The organism is Erythrobacter sp. F6033 (genome assembly GCF_023016005.1).
GTDB lineage: Bacteria > Pseudomonadota > Alphaproteobacteria > Sphingomonadales > Sphingomonadaceae > Erythrobacter.
In genome coordinates this window covers 284970-311377 of the sequence record NZ_JALKAZ010000001.1, presented here as the reverse complement: position 1 = coordinate 311377, position 26408 = coordinate 284970, and the positions used below count along the sequence as shown (strand labels likewise).

General features: G+C 56.3%; 26 protein-coding genes and 1 tRNA gene. 21 read left to right on the top strand and 6 right to left on the bottom strand.

What is annotated here, in order from left to right:
• Window positions 1-71 precede the first annotated feature (71 nt).
• From phaC to MWU39_RS01540, 7 genes are all read left to right on the top strand, one after another.
• Window positions 72-1982, top strand: a complete 1911-nt coding sequence (phaC, locus tag MWU39_RS01570; RefSeq protein WP_247158221.1) for a class I poly(R)-hydroxyalkanoic acid synthase — start codon at window positions 72-74, stop codon at window positions 1980-1982.
• A gap of 118 nt (window positions 1983-2100) precedes the next feature.
• Window positions 2101-2928 carry a phasin family protein gene (locus tag MWU39_RS01565; RefSeq protein WP_247158220.1) on the top strand — a complete coding sequence of 276 codons (828 nt, stop codon included), beginning with the start codon at window positions 2101-2103 and terminating at the stop codon, window positions 2926-2928.
• A gap of 228 nt (window positions 2929-3156) precedes the next feature.
• Entirely contained in the window at window positions 3157-3552 is a 396-nt protein-coding gene (gene clpS / locus MWU39_RS01560) for an ATP-dependent Clp protease adapter ClpS (protein WP_247158219.1), read from the top strand.
• An 8-nt stretch (window positions 3553-3560) separates the two neighbouring features.
• Entirely contained in the window at window positions 3561-4067 is a 507-nt protein-coding gene (locus MWU39_RS01555) for a DUF427 domain-containing protein (RefSeq protein WP_247158218.1), read from the top strand.
• Between the two features lie 105 nt (window positions 4068-4172).
• Window positions 4173-5414, top strand: a complete 1242-nt coding sequence (lptF, locus tag MWU39_RS01550) for an LPS export ABC transporter permease LptF (RefSeq protein WP_247160279.1) — start codon at window positions 4173-4175, stop codon at window positions 5412-5414.
• A 20-nt stretch (window positions 5415-5434) separates the two neighbouring features.
• Window positions 5435-6532, top strand: a complete 1098-nt coding sequence (lptG, locus tag MWU39_RS01545; RefSeq protein WP_247158217.1) for an LPS export ABC transporter permease LptG — start codon at window positions 5435-5437, stop codon at window positions 6530-6532.
• Window positions 6533-6540: 8 nt separating this feature from the next.
• Window positions 6541-7056 carry a GNAT family N-acetyltransferase gene (locus MWU39_RS01540; protein ID WP_247158216.1) on the top strand — a complete coding sequence of 172 codons (516 nt, stop codon included), beginning with the start codon at window positions 6541-6543 and terminating at the stop codon, window positions 7054-7056.
• Between the two features lie 17 nt (window positions 7057-7073).
• On the opposite strand, the gene MWU39_RS01535 is transcribed toward MWU39_RS01540, so the two are convergent.
• Window positions 7074-8174: a fatty acid desaturase gene (locus MWU39_RS01535; RefSeq protein WP_247158215.1), complete on the bottom strand. Its 1101-nt coding sequence runs from the start codon at window positions 8172-8174 to the stop codon at window positions 7074-7076.
• 148 nt (window positions 8175-8322) lie between these two features.
• Between MWU39_RS01535 and MWU39_RS01530 the strand changes: the two genes are divergently transcribed.
• Together MWU39_RS01530 and MWU39_RS01525 are read left to right on the top strand one after the other, a co-directional pair.
• Window positions 8323-9483 (top strand): N-acetyltransferase, encoded by a 1161-nt coding sequence (locus tag MWU39_RS01530; protein ID WP_247158214.1) that lies wholly within the window; start codon window positions 8323-8325, stop codon window positions 9481-9483.
• 341 nt (window positions 9484-9824) lie between these two features.
• Complete coding sequence (locus MWU39_RS01525) at window positions 9825-10619, top strand: response regulator (protein WP_247158213.1); 795 nt, start codon at window positions 9825-9827, stop codon at window positions 10617-10619.
• 6 nt (window positions 10620-10625) lie between these two features.
• On the opposite strand, the gene MWU39_RS01520 is transcribed toward MWU39_RS01525, so the two are convergent.
• A complete protein-coding gene (locus MWU39_RS01520; protein ID WP_281501047.1) occupies window positions 10626-12338 on the bottom strand; it encodes a CHASE domain-containing protein in 1713 nt (570 codons plus the stop codon).
• A gap of 136 nt (window positions 12339-12474) precedes the next feature.
• On the opposite strand from MWU39_RS01520, the gene MWU39_RS01515 reads away from it, so the two are divergent.
• Both MWU39_RS01515 and MWU39_RS01510 read left to right on the top strand, forming a co-directional pair.
• Window positions 12475-12663 carry a NepR family anti-sigma factor gene (locus tag MWU39_RS01515; protein WP_247158212.1) on the top strand — a complete coding sequence of 63 codons (189 nt, stop codon included), beginning with the start codon at window positions 12475-12477 and terminating at the stop codon, window positions 12661-12663.
• Window positions 12663-13286, top strand: a complete 624-nt coding sequence (locus MWU39_RS01510; protein WP_247158211.1) for a sigma-70 family RNA polymerase sigma factor — start codon at window positions 12663-12665, stop codon at window positions 13284-13286. The genes MWU39_RS01515 and MWU39_RS01510 overlap by 1 nt, the downstream gene beginning before the upstream one ends.
• Here the strand turns inward: MWU39_RS01510 and MWU39_RS01505 are convergent.
• Entirely contained in the window at window positions 13283-14572 is a 1290-nt protein-coding gene (locus tag MWU39_RS01505) for a cation:dicarboxylase symporter family transporter (protein ID WP_247158210.1), read from the bottom strand. The genes MWU39_RS01510 and MWU39_RS01505 overlap by 4 nt on opposite strands.
• Window positions 14573-14700: 128 nt before the next feature.
• Between MWU39_RS01505 and glmM the strand changes: the two genes are divergently transcribed.
• The 3 genes from glmM to thiD are packed head-to-tail and all read left to right on the top strand — an operon-like array spanning window position 14701 to window position 17119.
• Window positions 14701-16038, top strand: coding sequence for a phosphoglucosamine mutase (gene glmM / locus MWU39_RS01500; RefSeq protein ID WP_247158209.1), 1338 nt, complete (start codon window positions 14701-14703; stop codon window positions 16036-16038).
• 14 nt (window positions 16039-16052) lie between these two features.
• A complete protein-coding gene (locus tag MWU39_RS01495; protein WP_247158208.1) occupies window positions 16053-16277 on the top strand; it encodes a DUF1272 domain-containing protein in 225 nt (74 codons plus the stop codon).
• Window positions 16274-17119, top strand: coding sequence for a bifunctional hydroxymethylpyrimidine kinase/phosphomethylpyrimidine kinase (gene thiD, locus MWU39_RS01490; RefSeq protein WP_247158207.1), 846 nt, complete (start codon window positions 16274-16276; stop codon window positions 17117-17119). The genes MWU39_RS01495 and thiD overlap by 4 nt, the downstream gene beginning before the upstream one ends.
• On the opposite strand, the gene MWU39_RS01485 is transcribed toward thiD, so the two are convergent.
• Entirely contained in the window at window positions 17116-17985 is an 870-nt protein-coding gene (locus MWU39_RS01485; RefSeq protein WP_247158206.1) for an LOG family protein, read from the bottom strand. The two genes, thiD and MWU39_RS01485, sit on opposite strands and share 4 nt — an antisense overlap.
• 74 nt (window positions 17986-18059) lie before the next feature.
• A tRNA-Gln gene (locus MWU39_RS01480) sits at window positions 18060-18133 on the bottom strand.
• 493 nt (window positions 18134-18626) lie between these two features.
• Here MWU39_RS01480 and MWU39_RS01475 point away from each other — a divergent pair.
• From MWU39_RS01475 to MWU39_RS01465, 3 genes are all read left to right on the top strand, one after another.
• Window positions 18627-19475: a HEPN domain-containing protein gene (locus MWU39_RS01475; RefSeq protein WP_247158205.1), complete on the top strand. Its 849-nt coding sequence runs from the start codon at window positions 18627-18629 to the stop codon at window positions 19473-19475.
• A 289-nt stretch (window positions 19476-19764) separates the two neighbouring features.
• Window positions 19765-20997, top strand: a complete 1233-nt coding sequence (locus MWU39_RS01470; protein WP_247158204.1) for a Ppx/GppA phosphatase family protein — start codon at window positions 19765-19767, stop codon at window positions 20995-20997.
• Entirely contained in the window at window positions 20997-21662 is a 666-nt protein-coding gene (locus MWU39_RS01465) for an RlmE family RNA methyltransferase (protein ID WP_247158203.1), read from the top strand. Before MWU39_RS01470 ends, MWU39_RS01465 begins: the two co-directional genes overlap by 1 nt.
• An 18-nt stretch (window positions 21663-21680) precedes the next feature.
• Here MWU39_RS01465 and MWU39_RS01460 read toward each other — a convergent pair whose 3' ends face one another.
• Window positions 21681-22352 (bottom strand): c-type cytochrome, encoded by a 672-nt coding sequence (locus MWU39_RS01460; RefSeq protein WP_247158202.1) that lies wholly within the window; start codon window positions 22350-22352, stop codon window positions 21681-21683.
• 155 nt (window positions 22353-22507) lie between these two features.
• Between MWU39_RS01460 and MWU39_RS01455 the strand changes: the two genes are divergently transcribed.
• Genes MWU39_RS01455 through MWU39_RS01440 form a run of 4 tightly spaced genes read left to right on the top strand, consistent with a single transcriptional unit; the run spans window position 22508 to window position 26404 of the window.
• On the top strand, window positions 22508-23401 hold the full coding sequence (locus tag MWU39_RS01455) for a prephenate dehydratase (RefSeq protein ID WP_247158201.1): 894 nt from the start codon (window positions 22508-22510) through the stop codon (window positions 23399-23401).
• Between the two features lie 59 nt (window positions 23402-23460).
• Window positions 23461-24171 carry a hypothetical protein gene (locus MWU39_RS01450; RefSeq protein WP_247158200.1) on the top strand — a complete coding sequence of 237 codons (711 nt, stop codon included), beginning with the start codon at window positions 23461-23463 and terminating at the stop codon, window positions 24169-24171.
• Entirely contained in the window at window positions 24168-25445 is a 1278-nt protein-coding gene (locus tag MWU39_RS01445; RefSeq protein WP_247158199.1) for a DUF4350 domain-containing protein, read from the top strand. The genes MWU39_RS01450 and MWU39_RS01445 overlap by 4 nt, the downstream gene beginning before the upstream one ends.
• Window positions 25442-26404: a MoxR family ATPase gene (locus MWU39_RS01440; protein WP_247158198.1), complete on the top strand. Its 963-nt coding sequence runs from the start codon at window positions 25442-25444 to the stop codon at window positions 26402-26404. The genes MWU39_RS01445 and MWU39_RS01440 overlap by 4 nt, the downstream gene beginning before the upstream one ends.
• Window positions 26405-26408 lie beyond the last annotated feature (4 nt).

Sequence of the window (26408 nt, the reverse complement as noted above, 5' to 3'; positions counted from 1 at the left end):
AAAGTTGTTCTCGCGATACACAAATGCGCGTTCCGGCAATCGGGATTCGCGATATCAGGACAGCTCAGGCCATGACGAACGACGACAGCAGCAACTCATCCTTTCTCGCAGATGTGCTGAAGACGATGCAGGATATGTTCGCGCAGGCGATGCCCGGCAATGGTGCTGATCTGGCGGATGGCCTTAAGGGGTTGCTTCCCGATGGAATCGCGACCGGTGATCTGGGCGAATGGGCAAAATCGAGCACCGAGTTGCAAAAGATGTGGCTCGAATTTGTCACGCATCAGGCGAAGCAAGCTGCCGAAGGCGCGGCAAAAGGTAAGAACCTGCTGGACCCAGCCCAGTGGCTAGTGATCTCGCAAAGCATGGCGAAGCAACTCCCGCAAGGAGGGTTCGAAGCGCAGACCAAGCTCGCGCAGGATTCCTTGGCTCTCTGGAAAGGTGTAGCCGAAAGGTTTGTTGCGAAAGCGACCGGCGGCGATGCAGCGGCGGAACAAGACGCGGAATTGCCGATAAAGGATCGCCGTTTCTCTGACCCTGCATGGCGCGATCATCCCGCCTTTGCGTTGCTGCATCAAAACTACCTGATGCTGACCCAGTATTTTCAGCAGTCGGTCAAATCGATGCAAGGCCTCGACAAAGAGAAGCGCAGGCAGCTTCAATTTGCGGTCACGGCCCTGTCTGAAGCCATGAGTCCGGATAATTTCCTGCTTACCAATCCGGTCGTGATGAAACGGACTGTCGAGACCAAAGGGCAAAATCTGGTGCGCGGTATGCGCCACCTGATCACCGATCTGAAACGCGGCCAGCTGACCCATACAGATCCCGATGCCTTCACTCTCGGAGAAAACCTCGCCGCATCGCCGGGCAAGGTTGTTTATGAGACGCCGATGTTCCAACTGGTTCAGTATAGCCCTTCGACGAAGGACGTGTACGAAGTGCCGCTGGTTATCTTCCCGCCATGGATCAACCGGTTCTACATTCTCGACCTGACTCCGAAGAAGAGCTTTATCAAATGGGCGGTCGATCAGGGGCTTACTGTGTTCGTTGTCAGCTGGAAGTCCGCTGATGAAAGCATGGCCGATGTCGTGTGGGACGATTATATCCGGTCACAGATCGAAGCCATCGACACAGTGCGTGAGCGGCTGAAAGTGCCGCATGTCCATGCCATCGGATATTGCGTGGCGGGCACCACTCTGGCCGCGACCCTCGCCTTGCTCGCGCGCCGCGATGAAGCGGACAAAGTGAAAAGCGCCACCTTCTTCACCGCGCAGGTCGATTTTGAAAAAAGCGGCGAGCTGAAACACTTCATCGAAGACGGTCATCTCGATATGATCGGCAAGCTCTCGCAGAAAGGCTATCTGGACGGACGTTATCTCGCGGCGACATTCAATGCGCTGCGCGGCAAGGATCTGATCTGGAACTATGTCGTCAACAATTACCTGCTTGGTGAAGATTATCCGGCCTTCGACCTGCTGCATTGGAACGGCGACGTCACCAACCTGCCATCCAAGTGGCACAATGATTATCTGCGCGATCTTTACCGTGACAACAAACTGGTCGTGCCCGACGCACTATCTGCCGACGAGACACCGATTGATCTGACGCGCGTCAAAACACCCAGCTTCGTTCAGGCCGGGCGCGAGGATCATATCGCCCCTGCCGAAAGCGTGTGGCGGATTACGGATCACTTCTCTGGACCGCTTGAATTCCTGCTGGCCGGATCGGGGCATATTGCGGGCGTGGTCAATCCACCAGCGGCTGGCAAATACCAATATTGGGTCGGCGACAGCGACGCGCCTTCACTTAAAGCCTATGTCGAAAGCGCGCAGGAGCATCCGGGCAGTTGGTGGCCGCATTGGCTCGGATGGCTGGAGCGGCAGAATGACGCAAAAGTGCCCGCGACCGGTAAAAGGAAGCCTGGCGGACGCGGTGATAAAGTGATCGAAGATGCACCGGGCCGCTATGTAAAGACACGCTGAGGCAGCTTTTCCATAACAATTTCAACGGCAAACCCGCTTATTGTGCACTGCACAAAAAACTCTTGACTTCGCAGTTGCAATGCCTATTTTGTGCAGTGCAACATGAAGTGAGGAAATTATGGCAGACGCCAAAACCCAATCTAAGATCGATGTCGCTGCTGAAAAAGCTTACGAAGAAGCAGCCGCAAAGACCGCCAGCGCCGCTAAGGTAGCCGAAGCCGTTGAAGCCGACGCTCCGAAGCCTGCGCCGAAAGTAGCCGCTGTCAAAAAGGCAGTGAAGGCACCGGCCAAGCGCACAGCAGCGAAAAAGGCTCCAGCAAAGAAGGCTCCGGCCAAAAAAGCTGTCGCAGCCAAAACCGCCGCGAAGAAAACACCCGCCAAGAAGCCGGTAGCGAAAAAAGCTGCCGCGACGAAGGCGCCGGTTCGCAAAACAAAGATCGCTGCAAAGAAAGCGGCACCGAAAACAACGACCGCAAGTCCGGTCACCAAACTTAAGGACACCATCATGGCAACTGCAGAAAAAACTGATTTCACCGCCACTGCCAAAGAAATGGCTGCGACCGCTCAAGAGCGCGTAAAAGCTGCCTACGACAATGCCGGCGAGTTCGCTGGTGAGTTCGGCGAGTTCAACAAAGCCAACGTCGAAGCCGTCGTCGAAAGCGGAAAAATCTTCTTCGCCGGCGCTCAGGAACTGGCCAAGGACAATGTCGAAACCGGCAAGACCGTTGTTGAGACTGTAACCGCAGACGCGAAGAAAATGGTTGCTGTTAAATCACCAACCGAACTTTTCCAGATGCAGGGTGAGCTCGCACGTCGTAACTTCGACGCAGTCGTCGGCTATGGTTCGAAGCGCACCGAAGCATGGGTGAAGCTCTACAACGATGCATTCGCACCAATTTCGAACCGCGTAAGCGTTGCAACCGAGAAATTCTCGAAAGCAGCCTAAGCAATTCCTTTCTGAACCGGGCCTCTCCTCTCTCTCCCAATCCCGGTTTATGAAGTGGGCGCATGGCGCCAGGCCGGATAGACCATTGCGTCTGTCCGGCCTTTTGCTGTCTGGGCCCCTGACAATGCGGTTTGGAACGGGTTTGGCGACGTATCGTTAATCCCATTCACGCTATTGAGAGCGTCTCACCTCTTGCGATCACCGATACTAATCCCATAATGGAGCCTCATGTCGACACCCCGCCACGCCTTTGAAGAATTGACGCTGCCGCTGACGCTCGTGCCGATTGGCGCGGATGACGGTGATGCCGACAAGGATGGCGGTACAGAAGGCGAAACCGGCGTCGCCACCAAAACGCGGACCAAGCCGAAAAAACCCAGCCAGTACAAAGTTCTGCTGCTCAATGATGACTACACCCCGATGGAGTTCGTAGTGATGGTGCTCAAGCGGTTTTTCTCTATGGATTTGGAAGCCGCAACGCGCGTCATGCTGCACGTTCACCAGAAAGGCGTCGGAGTATGCGGCATTTTCACGTACGAAGTCGCCGAGACAAAAGTGAATCAGGTGATGGATTTCGCGAAGCAGAACCAGCACCCGCTGCAATGCACGCTTGAAAAGGCGTAACCGATCCGGTGAGCCTCTTCGGGCATCCTGATCCAGACCCGGCAAAAGACGGGCAGGAAAGCGTTTGGGATTACCCCCGCCCTGCTGTTTGTGAACCGACCACGCGCCGGATCCAGGTGCGCCACCATGGCATAGATGTCGCCGACAGTACGAATGCCTTGCGCACGCTCGAAACGAGCCACCCACCCACCTATTACATTCCGCAATCTGACATCGCGATGGAGCTGCTCACGCCCAACTCGCGCCGCAGCATGTGCGAGTGGAAGGGACAGGCGCATTATTGGGACTTGATCATCGGCGGCAATCGCCTGGAGGCGGTAGCTTGGTCCTACCCGGAGCCAACTCCAAGCTTTGCAGGCATTCGGGATCATATCGCGTTCTACCCGGACCCGCTTGATGCGTGCATGGTTGACGGCGAAGTGATCACACCGCAACCGGGCCAATTCTATGGCGGCTGGATCAGCCAGTATGAGGCCGGCCCATTCAAAGGCGGCCCGGGTAGCCGTTTCTGGTAGCGATGCGTGTTCGCAAATCGAGGGCATGACCGCGCCGAATTTTCCCGCTATGGCGCTGATCAACACTTGAAATCTTAATTGCCAAAGGCCGCCGCAATACCCGTGCTGAAGTTTATTCCCAGTATTGACCGGTATATTTTCCGGCTGGTGATCGTGCCGATGCTGGGCGTGTTTGCGCTCGCGGCTTCGCTGCTCACACTCGACAAGATGCTGCGGTTGTTCGATTTCGTCGCGGTGGAGGGCGGCCCGATCGGCGTCGTCTTCAAGATGCTCGGCGCATTGATCCCGGAATATGCGAGCCTCGCGATACCCTTGGGCCTCCTGCTCGGCGTTCTCCTCGCATTTAGGAAACTAGCGACATCAAGCGAGCTCGACACAATGCGCGCGGTTGGCCAATCATATTGGCGCCTCTTGCGGGTGCCCTATGCGATCACGTTGGTACTGGTGGCGGTGAACGTGGCGCTGGTTTTTTACGTCCAGCCGCTCAGCAATTATTATTACAAGCAGATGGAGTACGAGCTGCGCTCTGGTGCGCTTGGCGCTTCGATCAAGGTTGGCGAATTCACAACCTTGGCTGACCGTATGGCCTTGCGGATCGAAGAAAGCGAAAACGACGGGCAAAAGCTGAAAGGCATTTTCGCCCGCGTCGCCAATGAGAAAGATCAGGTGCTGTCGATCAGCGCGCGCGAAGGCACATTCATGGCGACGACCGATGATCCCAATACGATCATCCTGCGCCTGACCGAAGGCACGATTGTCCAAGATACTGGAAGCGAGACCCCGCGTGTTCTCTCGTTCAGCCGCCATGATCTGCCGATTGATCTGCCCGCGATTGAAGAATTTCGATCACGCGGGAATGAGACGCGCGAATACATCCTGCCTGAACTGCTCAGCATAGGTTGGAATGATAGCAGTGCGGAGGAAGACCGCGATGCCAGTCAAGCGACGTTCAATTTCCGGCTTGTCGAGATCGTGATGATGTTCCTCATGCCGCTACTGGCCGTGGCACTGGCGATCCCGCCCAAACGATCAACCAGCGCGCTTGGAGTGTTCGTATCGATCATCATGGTCGTTTCATATCACAAGGTGAACCAGTACGGCGAAGACGTGGCGACGCTGGGACGCATTGATCCGATCCTCGCCCTTTGGGGGCCATTCGTCATTTTCGCTGCGCTCATCCTATGGATGTATTACCGCGTTGCGCATGTCCCCGGCGGACAGGCGATTGGTGCACTCGAAACCGTGTTTGCCAAGATCGGCAAGAAAATCGGCAAACTGTTCAAACGGCGCAGGCCCAAGACCGCGCTGCCCGAAGATGCCAATCCACAATTGTCTCCGGCTGAATAGACAGCCATAGGCGAGAGACAATGCAGCTCGATTTCTTCCCCTCACGGTCGCTGACGATCTATCTGGCAAAGATGTTTGTCGTGCGGATTTTTGCCGTACTGATCATGCTGGTGCTGGTATTGATGGCGCTTGACCTGCTTTCTGCGACAGGGAAAATTTTGACGCCGGAGGGCAATGGCCAAGGTGAAATCCTGAGATATGCGGGGCTGCGAATACCGCAACTTATCTCGCGCTTCCTGCCCTATTCGGTCTTGCTTGCCACGCTCATCACATTGGTAACACTCAACCAAAATAGTGAGGTCGTTGCGATGAAAGCCGCGGGCCTTTCCGCGCATCAAGTGCTCGCGCCATTGCTGCTCACAGCCGGCATTGTTGCTGTGCTAAGCTTTGCCTTTAACGAGCGTGTTGTGACCCGTGCAAACTCGGCTTTGAAAGCGTGGGAAGCGGCTGAATACGGGCCAATTCCCGAAGACACCGGAATACGCTCGAACGTCTATCTCACCGATGGATCGAATATCCTTACCGCCGCAATACTCACAGGTAGAGGTGAAGAGATTCAGCTTTCCAATGTGACATGGTACGAGCGCGGCCCGGGCGGCATTATTCGCGAACAAATCAAAGCGACCAGCGCTCGCTATGCCGCGCCCGGATGGACGCTCGAAAGCCCGGTTCGTTTCGACGTTGGTAGTGCGGAAACACAAGAGATCGACGCGCTTGTCGTTGGCGAAGCTTTGACACCAGAGCAAATCGACCTGCAATCGGTTGATCCCGATGGCCTGTCGTTTTGGGAGTTATCAGAAACAATCGACGCATTTGATGCCGCTGGTCGGCGAACGTCAGAAATGCGCGCGAGTTGGTGGCACCGGATTTCCGGACCGCTCTCAGCGATGCTTATGCCGCTGCTCGGTTCAATCGCGGCCTTCGGTCTGGCGCGTTCGGGGCAGTTATTTGTGCGCGCCATTATCGGGATGGCGCTGGGGTTTGCCTATTTCGTCGTCGACAATGCGGCTCTCGCGATGGGCAGTTTTGGCGGCTACCCGCCATTTCTCGCCGCGTGGGCGCCGTTCTTCCTGTTCATGTTGGTGGGTGAGACGGTTTTGATCCGGACCGAGGAATGAGCAGCGACATGAACTGGTCGCTCCGACTGGCGCGGCCCGATGATTCCGATGCCATGCCCGCAATCGAAATCGCTGCTGCCGCGCTTTTTGCGGACGACCCCGATCTCGCCAATCTCGACTTTGACGACCACTGGGAACCAGATGAGCTCCGTGTGCTCATTCGCAAAGGGCACTGTTTGGTAAGCTTTGTCAGCGAGCAGATGGTTGGCTTTCTCATTGCTCAGCCTTTCAGGCGCGAACTGCACATCTGGGAAATGGATGTCTTGCCCGCGCATCAGGGTAACGGCATTGGCGCTGGCCTAATTCGCGCCTGCCAAATCGACGCGCGCAATGCTGGCTTCAAGGCTCTAACCCTTACAACGTTCCGCGATCTGCCTTGGAACGGTCCGTTTTATCGCAAGCTCGGCTTCGAAGAAGTCACCGCCTTGGACGCGCATCCGCGTCTTGCAGGTGAACTCGCCAATGAGGCAGATGACGGCCTACCCGCAGAGCGGCGCTGCGCTATGATCCATTTTCTCGATTGAGAGAGTTGTGACCGCGCTCAGCGCATCATAGTGCTGCGCGCGATCCTTCCGACCAGCGGGAACATGCCTGCATGGTTTGCGCCGTCATAAGTCGAGTTCTCACCCAACTCCTTTTTGAGCCGGCGATGCGTCTCTGGCAGATCATGATACGGCATTGATGGCATCAAATGATGCAACGCGTGATAACGGAGCCCCACCGGCGCCCAGACCTCGGCAATAGGGCCAGGAGGCGGTACATTCACGCTGTCTAGGAACTGAGCCGTCACCGTCATTGGATCGCCCTCATTCTCCCAGAGATGCGCCACCAATGTGCGCAGCTGATTAAGAACAGCCGTGACCGAGAAGATCGCCAGCGCGATCAGGATCGGCCGCCAATCAAACACAAGCGGGCTTAGCAGTACCGCGATGGCCCAAACACTCGCCCCAATTTCCTGCCAGCGCGCACGGTTAATCAGCTTACCCGTCGGTGGTTTGCGGCGGAAATCAGGGTTGATCGAAAGCGAAGAAAATCGCTGCCACACAAATGTTCGCACCGGCGGGATGATCCAACCAAGCGGCACCAGAATGCCAAAGCGGATAATCAGCGCCAAAGGTGCGAGCAGCGCCACAAGAACGAAAGCAGGAAGGCTCCAAGGCTTCATCAGCGCGAGCGGAAGGTATTCCGGATCTTCAATCGTGCCATATTGCGTGCGCTTGTGATGGATCACATGCACGCCTTCATACATAAAGCTTGGCGTCAGCATCGGAATGCCGACCATCAGATTCCAGCCGAGCCGGAAACCCGGCAGCGCGTCGCTCTTGATATGGGTCAGCTCATGAATGAACATAAGCGCACGGTACATGGCCAAGGATGCAACAACCCCGGCAACCACGGCAATGATCGTGTTTGAAGACAAAATCGCTGTCGCAATTCCAGCATAACCAACACCTGCCGAAAGCAGCATGTCGGGCCAATAAATGCCCGGCTTTGCCTCGCCCAGATCCTTGGTCAGATCACGAGCAGCGCGGAGCATGTCCTTGTCATCTTCGGTCTGAAAATCGGCACGCACCGCGCGGCGCGGTTGCTGCGGGGACACATCTGCTTTTGGAGCAGCGGAAGGGGTCTGCTGTATATTCATAGTTTTTCTCAGGACGGCCTTTACCGCATTATGTGCGGCATGGCCAAACAGGATGTGTTGGCAAGAGTAATCGACTGACTTGCACGTAGCACCCGTTCGAGGGCAAACACGCTGCATAGCAAAACAGAATTACGGGATAGACCGCCGGATGGACGCGCAGATAAGCATTGAGACAATTACCGACAAGCGCGGGCGAGCACGGTTTGTGGATGTGGGCCGCGCGTTTGCGGAAAAGACGCCAAATTCCGTGCCGCAATTGCGCAGTGAACAATTGGAATTGGTCAACCCGGACAAGAATCCATTTTTTGGCCATGCTCGCGTTCAGTTCTTCATCGCGCACCGCGACTCTCAGCCGGTCGGCAGGATCGCCGCCCATATCGATAATCTCGCGCTCGAAATGCCGGCAGATCAAGGCTTTGGTCCAGGCACGGGCATGTTCGGCTATTTCGATGCGGAAGACGAAGCGGTAGCAAAAACACTAATCGAAACGGCAGAAGCTTGGCTGCGCGATCAGGGAATGGCGCGCATTGTTGGCCCGATCTCCCTCTCAATTTGGGAAGAACCGGGTCTGCTCGTCAACGGCCAAGATCACCCGCCAATGATCATGATGGGCCATCATCCCGCACATTACGCGGGCTGGGTCGAGGGGGCAGGATTTGCCCGTGCAAAGACGCTTTACACATATGATCTGGACATCAGCGGCGAATTCTCGCCTCTGATCCAGCGGATCGTGAAATCCGGGGAACGCAATGAGCGGATCAATGTCCGTCCAGTGAACAAAGCGCGTTGGGACGAGGAAGCGGCGATCGTCCTTTCGATCCTGAACGATGCCTGGTCAGATAACTGGGGTTTTGTCCCCTTCACCCCCGATGAAGTCGCCTATGCTGGCAAGAAGCTCAAAACGATTATCCATGAAGATCTAAACATGATCGCCGAAGTCGACGGGAAACCTGTCGCCTTTATGCTCACATTCCCTGATATTAACGACGCGCTCACGCGGATTGATGGAAAACTGTTCCCGTTTGGCTGGTTCCACATGCTTCGTTGGCTCAAAAAACCGCGCGGTTCCGGCATGCGCGTACCACTAATGGGCGTGCTGAAGGAGCTGCACAATTCTCGCATGGCAAGCCAGCTGGCTTTCATGATGATCAGCTACATCCGCATTCAAGCAAATGGCCAGTTTGAATCCACTCGCGGTGAGTTGGGCTGGGTGCTGGATGACAATCAAGGCATGGTCGCAATCGCAGATACGATCAAAAGCAAGATCAACCGCGAATATGCGATCTACGAAAAACCGCTAAATCGTTAGACCATAAACAAAAAAGGCCATCACTTGGGAGAGTGATGGCCTTCGGGATCGTATCACCGCCGCTTGGACGGGAGGGGGGTATCGGCGGTGATATTAGCAGAATGCGCACCACCGAAAGCGGTTCCCGAGGAACAAATCTTTTTTTGAATCTTTTATCGGGAGTGGAATAGGCAACTGCCTAATCAATCATTTTTCCAGACTAAAAAGCGATCGCAGCCCCGTATGATATTGGTAGTAAGTTTTGCACACAAAGTCGGGGGCGACGAGGGCTCTACGACAGGCTATGGCGCTGGTTTGGATGTGCCATCCCGCAAACAAAACACAGCAAAGAGTGAGTTATTATGCCTCTAGGTCAAGACGTTGCAGCCAACCTTCCTTTCCTGCGCCGTTACGCACGTGCGCTAACAGGATCGCAGGCTACTGGAGATGCCTTTGTGCGTGCAACACTAGAAGCTGCGCTCGCTGATGAGGAATTGAAGGCATCCTTGGGCGGAGGCCGGATCCCCCTATACGCGGCGTTCAACAAGGTCTGGTCGAGCGCATATATGGATGCAGACGCTGGCGACATCGCGAGCGGGGAACATGAAATCGGGGCCCAGGCTAAACTTGGTGCGATCACCCCGCTTAGTCGGCAGGCATTGCTTTTGACCACACTCGAAGATTTCTCCACGGCTCAGGCGGCGCAGATTATGCAAATGGAAGCGTCAGAGATCGAAACTCTGGTTGCTGAGGCCATCAGCGAAATCGATCGCGAGCAGGCGACATCGGTACTGATCATCGAAGACGAACCGCTTATCTCCATGCAGCTTGAAGACTTGGTCAGCGGCATCGGGCACGAGATTTGCGGCACCGCTGCGACCAGAACGCAGGCGCAGGAAGTCGTTGAGAAGAAGATGCCAGGCTTGGTTCTTGCCGACATTCAACTCGCCGACGGATCATCAGGCCTCGATGCGGTTGACGATATTTTGGCGATCGCAAAGGTCCCGGTTATCTTTATCACGGCGTACCCGGAGCGTTTGTTGACCGGGGACAGGCCGGAACCGACCTACCTCGTAACAAAACCGTTTCAAGAACAAACCGTGCGGGCCGCGATCAGCCAGGCATTGTTCTTTGGATCCACCCGCCCTCTCGACTAGAGAAGCCTAGCTTTCGCTTGCAGAAGCCGATTGGCGAATTTGAAAGTCGCTGCGGCGGCGCACAGGCACATGCAACAAACAGCGCACGCCTTGATCGTGGAAATCAAGTTGCACTGGCTGTTTCAGCTCGTGCGCGACGATTTTCTCGATCAGTTCAAGACCAAAGCCACGCTTGCTCGGTTGCTCGACACGCGGGCCACCACTCTCGCGCCATTCGAGTTCGACAAGCGTCTCTGTCATTGATTTCCAGATTATCTCGACCTGGCCGTCGTGCGCACTAAGCGCTCCAAATTTGGCTGCATTTGTCGCAAGTTCGTGAATCGCGAGCCCAAGCGACAACGCATCATTGGGAGCAAGCTCAACTTCGGGTCCGGAAACCGAAAAGGAGCTTTCGGTATTGCAGCGGAAATGTTGCAATTCCGCGTTGATCACCGAACCCAAAGGGATCGTTTCCCATTCGCAATTGGTCAGCAAGTCATGGGTTGCGGACAGCGATCGGATGCGCCCTTCCAGACTGTCGGCAAAGTCATCGAGATCCGTGGCCCTTCGCCGTGTCAGGGACATAATCGAGAGTACGTTAGCCAACGTGTTTTTGACACGGTGATTCAATTCGCGGCTCAAGGAATTGCGGATTGAATGCTGTTCCTCAAAGAATGCCAATCGCTGCCGATCTTCTTGCGCCTGCTGGGTGATCAACCGCGCTAGCAACATTAATAGAGCCGCCAGTGCCAGACCAAACAGAAGTGTGATCATCGAAAGCGGCGCAAGAGCTCTTCGCTCGCCTGCTTCCACGACAAGGACGAATTGCCGGTTTGCGATTGAAACACTCTGTTGGGCGCGGTGCGCCACTCGACCTTCCAACTGTTTGGCGGAAAGTTGGCGTTCGGGATCAATGCTGCCATCGTAAAGTCTCACACCGAATTCGGTTGAACCCGAACGGCCAATGGCTGCTTCCAGAAACTTTGCCGCATCGAATGGGCTGTAAACATATCCTGCCAGGCTTTCTTGCGCGTCCCTGATAGATGGTTCGCCCGCGTAAACTGGCATGACAATCACAAACCCAGCGGCATCTTCGGTGGTCTCTTGGTCAACGATAGTGCGGCCCGATGCCGTCGGGCGAACAGTCCGGCGCGCTTCATCCATTGCGGCTGCACGCACGGGATCGGAATACATGTTAAAGCCAAGCGCTCGCCGGTTCCTCTGCGTGTCGGGCGAAAAGTAGGTGACCGGCGCCAATCGCGGCAAAGCTGCACCAGAGGCCGGTCTGACCGATGGAAATTCTGGCTGGGTTCTCCTTACCCTTGCAAGAAATTCAGCCTCGCCGGTTCGGGGAACCGCGGTAATCCAGCCAATTCCCTCTGCGCCTTTGTAATCGAGATTGAGCCCAAGTTCGTTGACGAATTGACGAAACAACTGAGGCGTGACCTCGTCAACGCTCGAAAACAACGCCGCTCCTGCGCGCAGGTATGATGAAAAACTGTCACCGCGCCGCTCAAGCTCGGACGCGATAGACTGCGCCTGTTCTCGCATTTGCGCAGCTTGACGGACCTTCTCACTGCGCTCGATGGAGAACACACTGAGGGCAGTGATAGCGACAATGGCAGCAAATACGGCTAAGGGTATGGCTCTTGGAAAACGGAGCATCCAGCTGCGCACTTGCACCCGCGCTCTGTCGCGTCGGGAACCTCGCTTTTCTGTTTCTGGTGCCTTCGTGTTCATTTGCAATCTTTGCTACTCTGTGTGGTCGGAACCAAACAGATCACGCATCGTTCCCATAACACTTACAGTCCACATCTGCATTTTGAGCGCAGATGTTTGACACGATCAAAAGATACGAAGGGATTTCTTTAAGCCAATGGCTTTGGATAACGACAAAAACCGCCGAGATGGCAATCAAGGTGTAGATACGCCGGATTGGGCCAATGGTCTGCGGCAATTCTACGATGCCGTCGTTGATGAGCCTCTCCCTGACAGCTTCAAAGACTTGCTCGAGAAGCTTGATGAAGGTGGCGGCAGCGGCTCGGACAAAGGACACAGCAACTAGTGGCTGAGAAGAAGCCACTGCCAGAACGCACCCCGGCTGAAAAAGCGGCGTTCAAACGCGAACTCACCGAAGTTGTACCGCATTTGCGTGCCTTCGCTCGCGGTCTTTGTGGTCGACCTGACATGGCCGATGATCTGGTCCAGGAAGCCATGCTCAAAGCATGGGCTGCACAGGACCGGTTCGAGCCGGGCACCTCAATGCGCGCATGGACATTTGTTATTTTGCGCAATGCGTATCTAACAGATATGCGGCGCAACCGGTTTCGCGGTGAATATGACGAGGGCGTTGCCGAACGCATTCTCACCGCGCCAGCTGGTCAGGAAGAGCCTATCCACCTGTCGGACATGCACCGCGCATTGCTCACCCTGCCTCCTGAACGTCGCGAGGCATTGCTGCTCGTAGGGGCTGGTGGCTTTTCTTACGAAGAAGCTGCTGAGATTTGCGGCTGCGCGGTTGGCACGATTAAAAGCCGCGTGGGCCGTGCCCGCGCCACTCTCAATTCCATGTTGGCTGACGGGGACATCCCCCGGCGTTCGACAGAGGATGCAGGCGCGCACCGCGCTATCCTTGAAGAGCTGGACAATGTCGCCGCAGGATTGGGCATCGCTGCCGCCAAGACTTAGCCGCTGGCGGTGTCCTCACCGCCGCGATCCACCGCCGATGTGACCGCCACATTCATCGTGACATTGGCGAGTGTCCGCATGATATCTGGGAGCATTTCGACCGCTACGAGCAGCGCAAGCGGTTCGATCGGCACACCCATAGCCAAGGCGATGGGCCCAATCGAAACAACGAAGCTAATCGATCCGGGTAAGCTGACAGAGCCAATGCTGATGATAACCGCAATCAATATGCCAACGATCAGCAGTGCAATGGGCACGTCGATACCGGCAAGCGCCGCCACATAGAGCGCGACCGCCAAATTCATCGCCACGCTGGTCGCCCGGAAAATGGCAACGGCGAGAGGCAGCACAAATTCGCTGGTTTCTGGCCGCAGCTTAAGCCGCGTGGCGCTGTCCAACATGGCGGGAAGGCTTGCGAGCGAGCTTTGTGTTGACACCGCCACCGCCTGTGCGGGCAGCAAAGCCTTGGCAAAACGCAACGGGCTTACGCCGCCCAATGCCCAAGCGATCAGGTACGCCAGCACCAGAATGAAGCCGCCCATCGCAGAAACGATCAGGATGTAGTGCGCCAATGCGGCAAATGCCCCGCCCCCGCTTCGCATCCCTACGCCGAATGCGAGCGCGAGGACGCCCGCCGGAGCCAGCCACAGAACCCAGCCGATAATCATCAGCATCGCATTGGCAAGCGCATGGAAGAAACCAAGTAGCGTCGCGTTCTGGCTCTTGGGAAGCTTCGAAATAGCCACCGCGAAGAGCGCAAAGAAAACCGTGAGCGGAAGCATGGCCGTATCTGCCGCTGCAGCGATCATGTTCGGCGCAATGAGCGAGGCTGCGAAATCCAGAATTCCGGGAACTTGCTGCTCGCCTTCCGGCACTTCAGCAAGAAACCCGCTGGCCGCTTCGGGGATCGGAACAAATTGAAGCACAAGCGGCATCACCAGTGCTGTAAAGATGCCGCCCGCTATCAGAACCGTAAAGACCAAGGCGAGAAATTTCACGGCGGCTTTCCCCGCCCTCGCCGCGCTCATCATTTGGGCGATACCCAAGACAAGCAAGCTCGCGACCAACGGAATAATCGTCATCTGCAAAGCCCGCAGCCACAGTGTCCCGACCAGCGCGATGGAATCCTGCACCCATTGGGGAAGAACATCCCCGGCAAAAACTACTCCCAGTCCAAGGCCAACAATCAACGCCGTGAAAGTCGCAATGACAGGCAAGCGGATGGTCACCAGCTCAAAATTGCTATCTGGAACAGGCGAAGCGCCCGCCGAAACATCATTGCTCAAAAAACCGAACCCCTGTGCTGGCAGACGTTTGCCTGCAATTCTTTACGACGATACTCTTCCATTCGGGCGATAACCGCGCCAGAAGCGCCTGACAAATTTCACTGGTCGATCAGGGGGCTCATTCGAGCATGGCACGCAAGTTCTTCGGTACAGATGGCATCAGAGGCCGCACCAATAGCGGAGTTATGACGGCAGCGACCGCAATGAAAGTTGGACAGGCCGCTGGCCGCCACTTTGTGCGCGGAGGCCACCGCCACCGCGTTGTTATCGGCAAAGATACGCGGCTGTCAGGGTACATGATGGAAAGCGCCCTCGTCGCCGGGTTCACCAGTGTCGGGATCGACGTCATTATGACTGGCCCCCTTCCTACCCCCGCAATTGCGCTTTTAACGCGGGAAATGCGGGCTGATCTTGGCGTAATGATCTCTGCCAGCCACAATCTATACGCTGATAACGGGATCAAACTGTTCGGGCCTGATGGTTTCAAACTGTCAGACGAGGCCGAAGCCGAAATCGAGCGGCTGATTGAAACCGATATTCCGCTTGTACCAGCCGAGCAAATCGGACGCGCCCGCCGGATCGAGGATGCCCGCGGCCGCTATATTCACGCAGTGAAGAATTCGGTTGCGAGCGAGGTGCGTTTTGACGGGCTGAAGGTCGTGGTCGATTGCGCGCATGGCGCCGCGTATCAGGTCGCACCGTCCGCCATCTGGGAATTGGGCGCAGATGTTATCGCGTTGGGCGTGAACCCCAACGGTGTGAACATCAATGACGGGGTAGGTTCCACAGCTATCGAAGCGTTGCAAGCCCGGGTCGTCGAAGAGCAAGCGCATATCGGCATCGCACTGGATGGCGATGCGGACCGGCTGATTGTAGTCGATGAAAAAGGCCGGGCGGTCGATGGCGACCAGATCATGGCCTTGATCGCGACGCGCATGCACGAAAAGGGATCGCTTAAAGGCGGAGGCGTGGTCTCCACCGTCATGTCCAACCTTGGTCTTGAACGGTATCTCGCCTCGATAGGGCTCACGCTAGAGCGCACGAAAGTCGGCGATCGCTATGTGCTGGAACGCATGAAGGAAGGCGGCTTCAACATTGGCGGCGAGCAATCCGGCCATATGATCATGCTGGATCACTCGACGACAGGCGATGGCACCGTCGCGGCGATGCGCGTCCTGACCAGCCTTGTCAGGTCGGAAAAGCCAGCGAGCGAGATCCTGCATTTGTTTGATCCCGTCCCCCAATTGCTCAAGAATGTCCGTTACGAAGGCGGAGCTCCTTTGGAAAACGCGACCGTTCAATCCGTGATCGCTGAGGCGGAGCAAGAGCTCGAAGGCAAAGGCCGATTGGTCATCCGCCCATCCGGCACAGAGCCTGTGATCCGCGTGATGGCCGAAGGTGATGACAAGAAACAAGTGGAATCAGTGGTGGATCGCATCTGCGATGCCGTGCGCGCCGCAACGTAAACTGGAGACGCTGAATGCTGGAAATGCGCCCTGATTGCGAACGGTGCGGCAATGATTTGCCAGCAGAGGCGCCCGGCGCGTTTATCTGCAGCTTTGAATGCACATTCTGCGCCCCATGCGCTGAAGAAATGGATGACCAATGCCCCAATTGCGGCGGTGAATTGATGGATCGCCCGGTTCGCGCGGCAAAGCTGCATGACAAATATCCACCTTCGACTGAACGGAAGTTCAAAGGGTGAGCGAAGAGCAGGTTTTGGCTGGCAATCGCCCTCCCCGCATTCTTGCCATTGCGGGTTCGGATTCATCCGGCGGCGCAGGGATTCAGGCCGATATCAAGACGATCATGATGCTTGGCGGTTATGCCATGACCGCGATCACTACCGTCACCGCACAAAACAGCGTCGGGGTTCAGGCAATCGCGCCGATGGGCGGCGCTATCGTGCGCGAACAGATCGCCTCCTGTATCAATGATATCGGCGTGGATGCGATCAAGATCGGCATGCTGCACGATGTCGAGATCATCAACGCTGTCGCTGAAGGTCTCGAGCTGATTGATAGCAAAGTGCCCGTCGTGCTCGATCCGGTTATGGTCGCGACCAGCGGCGCGACGCTGATCGCGCAGGATGCGATTGCGGCGATGCGCGCAGCCTTGTTCCCGCGCGCCACCTTGATCACGCCCAACCTGCCAGAGCTCGCCCATTTGCTTGAACGAAGCCTGACAGACTCGTCTCAAATGGCAGGCGCTGCCGAGGAATTAGGCGATGACACGGGGGCTGCGATCCTCGCCAAAGGCGGACACACAGGCGATGCGCGCGTGATCGACATTCTTTATGTGCCAGACACCCGCGCCGTGCAATTCGAGCACGCACGGATCGATACACAGCACACGCACGGCACGGGCTGCACATTGTCATCGGCAATCGCCACCCTGCTGGGCCACGGACAGCCACTGGTAAATGCGGTCCGCTTGGGCCGGAACTTTGTCCGCCATGCAATCGAAAACGCGCCGGGTTACGGCTTCGGCAATGGTCCCCTAGGGCATCAGGCCGTGCGTGCTCTGTCTGACCCGGAAGAGGACTAATCTAGGTTGTAGAATTCTGCGATGTGATCCCAAGCATCCTCGGCGGTTTCGCACCAACGGAACAGTTCGAGGTCCTTCTTCGAAATTGTGCCCTCCTCGGCAATTGCCTCAAAGTCCACAACGCGGGTCCAGAAATCCTTGCCGAACAGCAGGATCGGAACAGCCTTCATCTTGCCCGTCTGGATTAAGGTCAGAAGCTCGAAAAATTCGTCAAATGTGCCGAAACCACCGGGGAATACGGCGACGGCGCGTGCGCGAAGCAGGAAGTGCATCTTGCGCAGCGCGAAATAGTGGAAGTTCAGCGAGAGGTATGGCGTCACATATGTGTTGGGTGCCTGCTCATGCGGAAGAACAATGTTGAGACCAATGGACTCTCCGCCCGCATCGCTGGCGCCGCGGTTGCCTGCTTCCATAATCGAAGGGCCGCCGCCGGTTGTGATTACAAACTGGCGCTTGCCATCCTCGATAATGGCCTTTTCAGTAATCAGCCGCGCAAGCTTGTAGGCCTCTTGGTAGTATTTGGCTTTTTCTGCGAGGCGTTCCGCCACTTTCTGCTCGTACTCGGTGCCGTTCTTAGCGGCATCAATCTTGGCCTGTGCCTCTTCCGGCGCAGGGATCCGGGCAGAGCCGTACATTACCATCGTCGAACCGACGCGCGCTTCATCAAGCAGCATTTCCGGCTTCAGCAGTTCAAGCTGGAACCGGACCGGGCGCAATTCGTCGCGCAGGAGGAAATCATGGTCTCGAAATGCGAGCTTATAAGCCGGATGCTCAGTCTGCGGCGTACGATCAGGCGCTTCTTCGGTGAAACGCGATTCTTCGCCAGCGTGGTAAAACTTGTGATCTGTTAGGTCTTTATCTGTCATATGTTTGCTCTAGGCGCGCGCTGGTGCATCGGCAAGACAGCGAATGATCGCGCGCTGTTGGAATACCGATGGAATGGATGCCCCGTGAGGATTCGAACCTCAATTGACGGAGTCAGAGTCCGTAGTCTTACCATTAGACGACGGGGCATTAAATATCTGAATAATATCAGATATTTAGCAGAGCCCTTTGTTGCAAATGCAACAAAAATCATGCAACAAACGCGCGGAATAGCAGCGTTGTTGCATAGCGCAACCCCAAAAACCGCAGAGTTCCGGGGTTCTTGCATGGTGGGTCGTCAAACGACTGGTTTGACGACAGGCGCCCCCGATTGACCGGCCACTTTGAGATAATCACTCTTTTTCAATCAAGATCTGAGAGTAGATAAAGTCGCATATTAAATATTCACTAGTATTATTTCATTGAAATTTTTATTTTTATAACGCGATCTATATTTGTTCAATTGCTAAGTATTCAACATATTGTATGATTTACAAGAATGCTAATATTTTTGGATATCTTTATCTCACACAGTAAGATGTGTGCAAAGGCGAACGAATGAACTTGCAAGGTCGGAACTAGTGACCATAATAAAATTTAGCGCCCACAAACCGTACCATCACGGAAAAGAAAATTTCTCGGCATGAAAGTAACCGCTTGGAACGATGCCGAATGGGTTCGGATTACTGGTCACGGCCTCACGGTTCGTCAGCCGTTTGAGCTTGTTGACGGAGTCTGGGTTTCTTCGGAGATTCCGGAATTGCAAATGCTAAGTCTGGATGAATGCGAGACCATCCAAGAGCAGGCCGCCGTTGTGACCATGCACGAAGTCGCAACGTTCTCAATCGAAGTAAAAGATCCGTCAGGCGGCAAGGCACTAGCCACGAAAGCTTGGAACCGGCTTTGGGATTTTCACCTGCTAAGTCTTGCAGCTAATGCGCCTTGTTTCATTCTATACAATAGTTCCGAAGGCAAAGGCGGCACAGTTTATTCGGTCGCCAACAGAAATCTGATCGTCAGACCGCTTTCTAGCTCCAAGGAGCTGACCCCTTCAGCTCTCGAGTGGGCCAAAAATCACGAATCCAACTTTAGACAGCTCATTAATAACGAGCAGTTTTCATCTGCAATGCGTTATTTTGGAAACGCGCACTATCTCTTTGATCTCGAGCACCGGATCATGCTGCTTTGGGCGGGTATTGAAGGGCTATTACAAGTGGAAGCCGAGCATAGCAGAAGGCTGGCGCTTTATTGCGCTTTGCTTTCGAACGGAAGTCTCGAAGAAAGGGTAGAACTGTTTGATATGGTCAAAAAAGCATACTCTCTTCGGTCGAGAGTCGTGCATGGCGCGAAACCATCAAAAAAGAAACTTGAGAGCGGATACGAAGACGCGACGAGGCTTTTGGCCGAGCTCCTAGCCAAGTGCGTTGAGCTAGGAAGAGTACCAGAACGCGCGGAGTTAGATCGCGCCTCACTTAGCGCGCAAATCCTATGACAAAAAACCTTCTGTCAAAATGCAACAAAGCGCCCAAACTCATGCAGAGTTGCACAAAACTATTTCTCTAAGTTATTGATTTCATTGGAATTAGCAAAAACTTACCATTAGACGACGGGGCAATGTTCGGCGGGCGGAATCGTCGCTCTTGCCGAGAGAGCGGGCCTCCTAGTTTCGCGCCGCAGCGCAGTCAAGGCCCGGTTCGCTTGCTCTTGGAGCGTGCTTAGTTTAGCTTTTGTGTCAGGTGCCCGCGCAAAATCTGCGCGAGTGAGATGAAAGATACAGTATTATGGCGGACACAAATCCGCCGGACACGAAAAGAAGTGTTGGCAAGAAAAGGGACCGCAAGTCCGGCAAAGTAGCTGATTTCCGCTACAAACGTCCCCCCCGACACAAAGAGAAAGGCGATGCAGGCAGAGGCAAATCTCGCTCGCAGCGCTCATCACCAAACAGCGATCCCGCGCGCAATAAACCCAACGGTCACGCCGGGCCTCGACCTGGCGAAGCCTATGCCGCGCTAGACCTAGGCACCAACAACTGCCGCCTGTTGATCGCCCGTCCTTCAGGGCGCGATTTCACCGTGATCGACGCGTTCAGCAGGGTGGTGAAACTTGGCGAGGATCTGGCCAAGACGGGCAGACTTTCTGATGAAGCAATGGATCGGGCGCTCGGCGCGCTTTCCGTATGTGCCGAGAAACTGCGCCGCCGCAAAGTCCGCCTCGCGCGCTCAGTCGCAACCGAAGCTTGCCGGCGCGCTGCCAATGGCAATGCTTTTATAGAGCGCGTCAAAGAAGAAACCGGGATCGTGCTAGACATCATAACGGCCGAGGAAGAGGCCCGTCTCGCGGTGCTTGGCTGCCACATCTTGCTGGAAGACGGCAAGGGCCCGGCGGTTATCTTTGATATCGGCGGCGGCTCGACCGAGCTTGTCCTGTTGGAGCCCGGCGGCAAAATTCCGCGCATCATTGATTGGCAAAGTGTTCCATGGGGCGTTGTTTCTCTGACCGATACAGTCGGCAGAGGTGAAGACACTTTTGATGCCAGAGTCGCGCGCTACGCGAAAATGCGGGAGATCGTATCAGGCAGCTTTGCGCCCTTTGCAGAGCGGATCGCCGATGCCTCGACACATGACGATATTCGCCTTTTGGGCACCAGCGGCACCGTTACGACATTGGCTAGCCTCCATCTCGAATTGCCGCACTATGATCGCAAAGCCGTAGATGGATTGATCGTGCCATCAAAAGCGATGCGCGACATCAGCGAGCGCTTGTCCGGCATGTCCCCGGACGAACGCAGCGAGCTGCCCTGCATCGGCAATGACCGCGCTGATCTGGTTGTTGCCGGCTGTGCCATTCTCGATTCGATCCTCGATCTATGGCCAGCTGAAAAGCTGGGCGTTGCGGATCGCGGAATTCGCGAAGGCATCCTGCGCAGCCTGATGGCTGCAGAGCGGCAAAGCGAACGCGCTTTGAAAGCTCTCCATGAAACCCGTTCAGACACCCACTCAAACAGGGCAATATAATGGCGCGTTCCGGCCGAGATCCCGAAAAACGGGTAAAGACAGCCAAAAAGCGCAGCGAGTCATCCACTCGCTGGCTTCAGCGTCAGCTAAATGATCCTTATGTGAAGCGAGCGAAGGCCGACGGCTATCGCAGCCGCGCCGCCTACAAGCTAATCGAACTCGATGAGCGCTTCGGCTTAATCAGAGGCTCAAAGCGGGTCGTCGATCTAGGCATTGCACCAGGCGGCTGGTCGCAGGTCGTGCGTGCAAAGGCACCAAAGGCAAACGTCGTCGGTATTGATCTTCTGCCGACGGAGCCGATCGAAGGCGTCACCATTTTTGAGATGGATTTTATGGACGACGCCGCGCCTGCCGCGCTGGAGGAAGCACTCGACGGACCGCCGGATCTGGTAATGTCGGATATGGCCGCAAATACAGTCGGCCACAAACAGACCGACCATCTGCGTACGATGGCGCTTGTTGAAGCAGGTGCGTGGTTTGCGACGGAGACTTTGGAAAAGGGTGGTGCTTTTATCGCCAAGGTTTTGGCCGGCGGCACGGATAGCGAATTGCTGGCGCTGCTCAAGAAGCATTTTAAGACGGTCAAACACGCCAAACCACCAGCGAGTCGCAAGGACTCATCCGAGTGGTATGTCATCGCTCAGGGCTTCAAGGGGCGCGACTAACCACGCCCGATTGATAGCTTACTCAGCCGCGGCTTCTACTTCTTCCGCTGCGTCTTGTTCTGCAGCCGCTTCGCCTTCAACGTCCGCTTCGGCTTCGGCATCTGCTTCAGCGGTGGCCGCTTCCTCGACATATTCAGGAACCGCAAGGCTCGACCCGTTAGCGTTGAGGTAAAGCGCAACAGCTGCGCGGTCTTCAATCTTGCCGAGACCAGCGAAGCTCATGGATGTGCCGTTGATGTAGCCCTTTGGCGATTTCAGCCAGGCGTCCATTTCTTCCCAGCCCCAGCTGCCGCCCATTTCGAGCAACGCCGAAGAATAACCAAATCCTGCTTTCGCACCGAATGCCGAACCCATCACGCCGTTAAGATTCGGCCCGACACCATTCCTGCCGCCAGCATCAACGGTGTGACACGACATGCATTTGGCAAAGACCTTTTCACCTTTGGCGATCAGCTCGTCCTGCGGCATCATATTGAGCGCAGCGGCCATAGTCATTTCAGCGGGACCATCACCACCCGAGTCAGCGACTGCAATCGCATAGCCAGGGTTTTCCGGCATTTCAGGTTTGTCAGCGTGGAAAAACTTCCCGCTGAGGATCGAAAGGCCAAGGCCCACGACGCCAGCAAAGAGAACCCAGCCTGCTGCTGTGTTGAAAATGTCGCCGCCGCCATTGCCGGTTTCTTGAGTCATGTCTGAAGACTTTTCCTGTGTTATCCCGGCGCTCCAATAATGCCCGGCTCCCTCGCTTGCAAGAGCGATCGCAACATCAATTCTTGCATTACGTGCAAGGAGCCTTGCAACCGGGCTTGCCGCGATGGCTGCACCGCACTAGCACGGCAGCCACTATGCGAAGTTTTCCCGGACCAGCTTTGGCCATTGTCGACCGGCTTCGAGCCGCAGCAGAAGCCAACCCTACGCAAGCGATTGCGTTTCAAGGTTCACCGGGTGCCAATTCACACCGCGCCGCGACCGAAGCGCGGCCCGATGCCATGCCGCTGCCTTGCTTTAGCTTCGAAGACGCACTGGATGCAGTGAAGGACGGCCGCGCAGGTCAGGCAATCATTCCGATTGAGAATTCTCAGCATGGACGCGTCGCCGACATCCATTTCCTGCTTCCGGAAAGCGGCCTCTCGATTGTTGGCGAATATTTCATGCCGATACATCACGCCTTGATGGGGGTTGGAAAAGGCCCCTACGAAGCAGCATACAGCCACCCGCAAGCGCTCGGCCAATCGCGATCTTTCCTGCGAAAGCGGGGCATTGTCCCGCTGAGCTATGCCGACACTGCAGGAGCTGCGGCATATGTGGCGGACAAAGGCGACCCGACACAAGCGGCCATCGCGCCCGCTATCGCAGCCGAACTTTACGGCCTCGATATTGCCGAGAACCATGTTGAGGACAGTCCGGACAATATGACGCGGTTTGTCATTCTGGCAGACAAGCCGACATTCTTGACGATCGCACCAGAAAGCAAAGCCGTCACGACCTTTGTTTTTGAGGTGAAGAATATTCCTGCCGCGCTCTACAAAGCGATGGGCGGATTCGCGACTAACGGCGTCAACATGACCAAGCTGGAAAGCTATCAGGTCGGGGCGAGCTTTTCAGCCACGATGTTCTATGCCGACATCATTGGTGCTCCGGGCGATCCAGCCGTCGACCGGGCGCTTGAGGAATGTGCGTTTTATTCCAAGGAATTGCGAATTCTGGGCACCTATGAACAGGCACGCCCCCGCGGATAGGGAATTGCCCGATTTCTGCTGTTGCGCCGCGCGATGAGCCGTGCCACCAACGCAGACGAATGACCTATCCGGCGACGACCTCTCCTGCCGAAACCGAAGCACCTTCCACCGTTGCGGAAACCAGCGCGCCGTTGGAAAGCTGGGAAAGTGTGCGCGATGACAGCGACATTCAGTTTTCGCCGGTAGAAATCGAAGCTATCCCGCCCCGGGAACCGGGTGCTTTCGAACAAGCGTTGAACGCATTTTTCGGTTTCCTTGGGGAACTGCTTTCCCCGGTCGGGGCATTGCTCGCCGGGATATGGCCTGTTTTGCAATGGGTTCTGTTGGCTCTAGTGGTCGGCTTCGTCCTCTACCTGCTCATCAACACAATCGGCCCTGTCGGCCGCAGACGGCGCGAAGCGCGCAAAGATCGCGCGGCTGAGGGAGAACCCGAATGGGCTCCTACCCGCAGCGAGAGCCTGTCGCTTCTCGAAGATGCTGACCGGCTTGCAGCTGAGGGACGCTATGACGAAGCGACCCATTTGCTGCTCCAACGGAGCGTAGGGCAAATCGCGGCGGCACGGCCAGATTGGGTTGAACCATCGAGCACGGCCCGCGAACTGGCGGCTCTTCCGACACTGTCCGAAGCCGCGCGCGGAGCATTCGGGACGATCTCGGAGAGGGTCGAACGCAGCCTGTTTGCCCTTCGAAAACTCGATCAGAATGATTGGACTGCCGCGCGCGCGGCCTACACCGATTTTGCGCTTGTTAAAATCGGAGGCGCCGTATGAGCACGGCAGCCGCCTCTACACGCGCATCGTCTCCGTTCAGCCGGTTCGCGGTTCTAGGGATCGTACTGGTCGGCTTTCTCGCTTTTGTGTCGCTGCTCTACTTCCTGAGCGCTGGTGACACCGGCGATCAAAAGAATGATGGAGCCGCTCACGCTTCGGCCACAGGGCTGAACGGTTACGCGGGATTTGTAAGGCTGCTGGAAAAAGAAGGGTACGACATCACCCTTTCACGGACGCCCGGCGGGCTTGAGACGACTGACCTCTTGGTGCTGACTCCCTCTCTTTACGCCGACCCCGAAGAAATTGGCCGGATCATCGAGAACCGCGATTATCTGGGCCCGACAATCGTAATTCTCCCGAAGTGGTACGCGACCCGTCCACCAAGCAACTTAACGAGCGAATCCGCTGACAAGTTCAAGGATGGCTGGGTGCAATTGGGAAGCGCGACCCAGCTGGATTGGACCAGCGAATTGCCCGGCCTGTTCAAAATAGAGCACGTGATCGAGACGCTTGGCGAGGACGAGGTGCCCAATTGGGACGGGGTCGAAGCGGCGGGAGAATTGCCGACCAAGACGATCGCCTATGCAGAGGAAAATGAACTGCATCAGCCGCTTATCACCGATGGAGCTGGACACACACTGGCGCTCAGCATCCTCGGCGAAGAAGGCAGCGAGTATTACGAAGACGCCCATTGGACAATCTTCGTGGTCGAACCGGATTTGCTCAACAATTATGGATTGGGAAGCGCCGAAAGCGCAGAAGCCGCACTCGCTCTGGTCAGGGAGGCCGGATATGGCGGCGAATACGAATCCATCACTTTCGATATGACGCTTCAAGGGTTTGGCGGCGCTGACAATTTGCTCACGCTGGCATTCCGCCCGCCATTCCTAGCGGCGACACTTTGCCTGATCCTCGCCATGTTGATCGTCGGTTGGCGCGCGTTCCTGCGTTTTGGCCCGGCAGCGGTGACCGGCCCGGAAATCGCTTTTGGCAAGAAACGGCTGGTCAGCAATGGGGCGGGCCTGATCGTGCGGGCCAAACGCCTCGGACTGTTGGCTGCTCCTTATGCCGAATTGTCCGCCCGGCGGATCAGCCAGCGATTGGGGTTGGCCCGGCCTGACCCTGAAGCAATTGATGCCGTGCTGGCTGCGCGTCTGCCCGATGAAGAACCGTTTTCGCTTCGCGCAGACAGGCTGCGCGAAGCCCAATCACCCACCGATATTTTGCGCGCCGCACAGGCGCTGAGAGAGCTTGAAGGGAAACTTGCGAAATGAGCATGAGCCTAGATGAACTGCGCGCGCTGGCAGACGCGATCCGCGCCGAAGTTGGAAAAGCCGTCGTCGGTCAGGATGAAATGGTCGAACAATTGCTGGTCGCCATGGTCAGCGAAGGCCACGTCCTGCTGGAAGGCCCTCCCGGAACGGCAAAGACGTTCCTCGCAAACAGCTTTGCGACCGCGCTGGGCCTCGATTTTGGACGCATCCAGTTTACGCCCGATCTGCTTCCGGGCGATATTCTTGGGTCCAACCTGTTCAACTTCCAAACCAGCGAGTTCAAGCTGACGCGCGGGCCGATTTTCTGCGAGCTGCTGCTGGCGGACGAAATCAACCGGACACCGCCGAAGACACAGGCCGCCTTGCTCGAAGCGATGCAGGAACGCCGGGTGACACTGGATGGAGAAACGCACCAATTGCCCCCGCGCTTTATGGTGGTTGCGACCCAGAACCCGATCGAGAACCAGGGCGTCTATCCGCTGCCAGAGGCGCAGCTTGATCGCTTCCTATTCAAACTGCTTGTGCCCTATCCTGACGAAGCCGAAGAGACCCGGATCGTCACCGATTACGGCAAGCGTCAGGGCCCGCAGCGTCCTGCCGATCTTGGCGTGACCGCGGTTGCCGATTCCGACAAGCTCGTCGCCGCGAGCGGCGCGTTGGAAAATGTAACGGTCGCACCGGAAATCACCCAATATGTCGTGCGCCTTATCCGTGCGACGCGCGAACATTCCGAACTGGCCGTCGGCGCAAGTCCTCGTGCCGCAGTTATGCTCGCCAATGCCTCCCGCGCGCGCGCGGCGCTGGCGGGCCGCGCCTATGCCATCCCGGATGACGTGAAAGCGCTCGCCATTCCAGTCTTGCGGCACCGCCTCACTCTAAGCCCGGCGGCAGAGATCGAGGGCCGCGACATCGAAGCGCTTGTTTCCGAACTGGTCGAAAGCACCGAGGCGCCGCGTTAAGCGA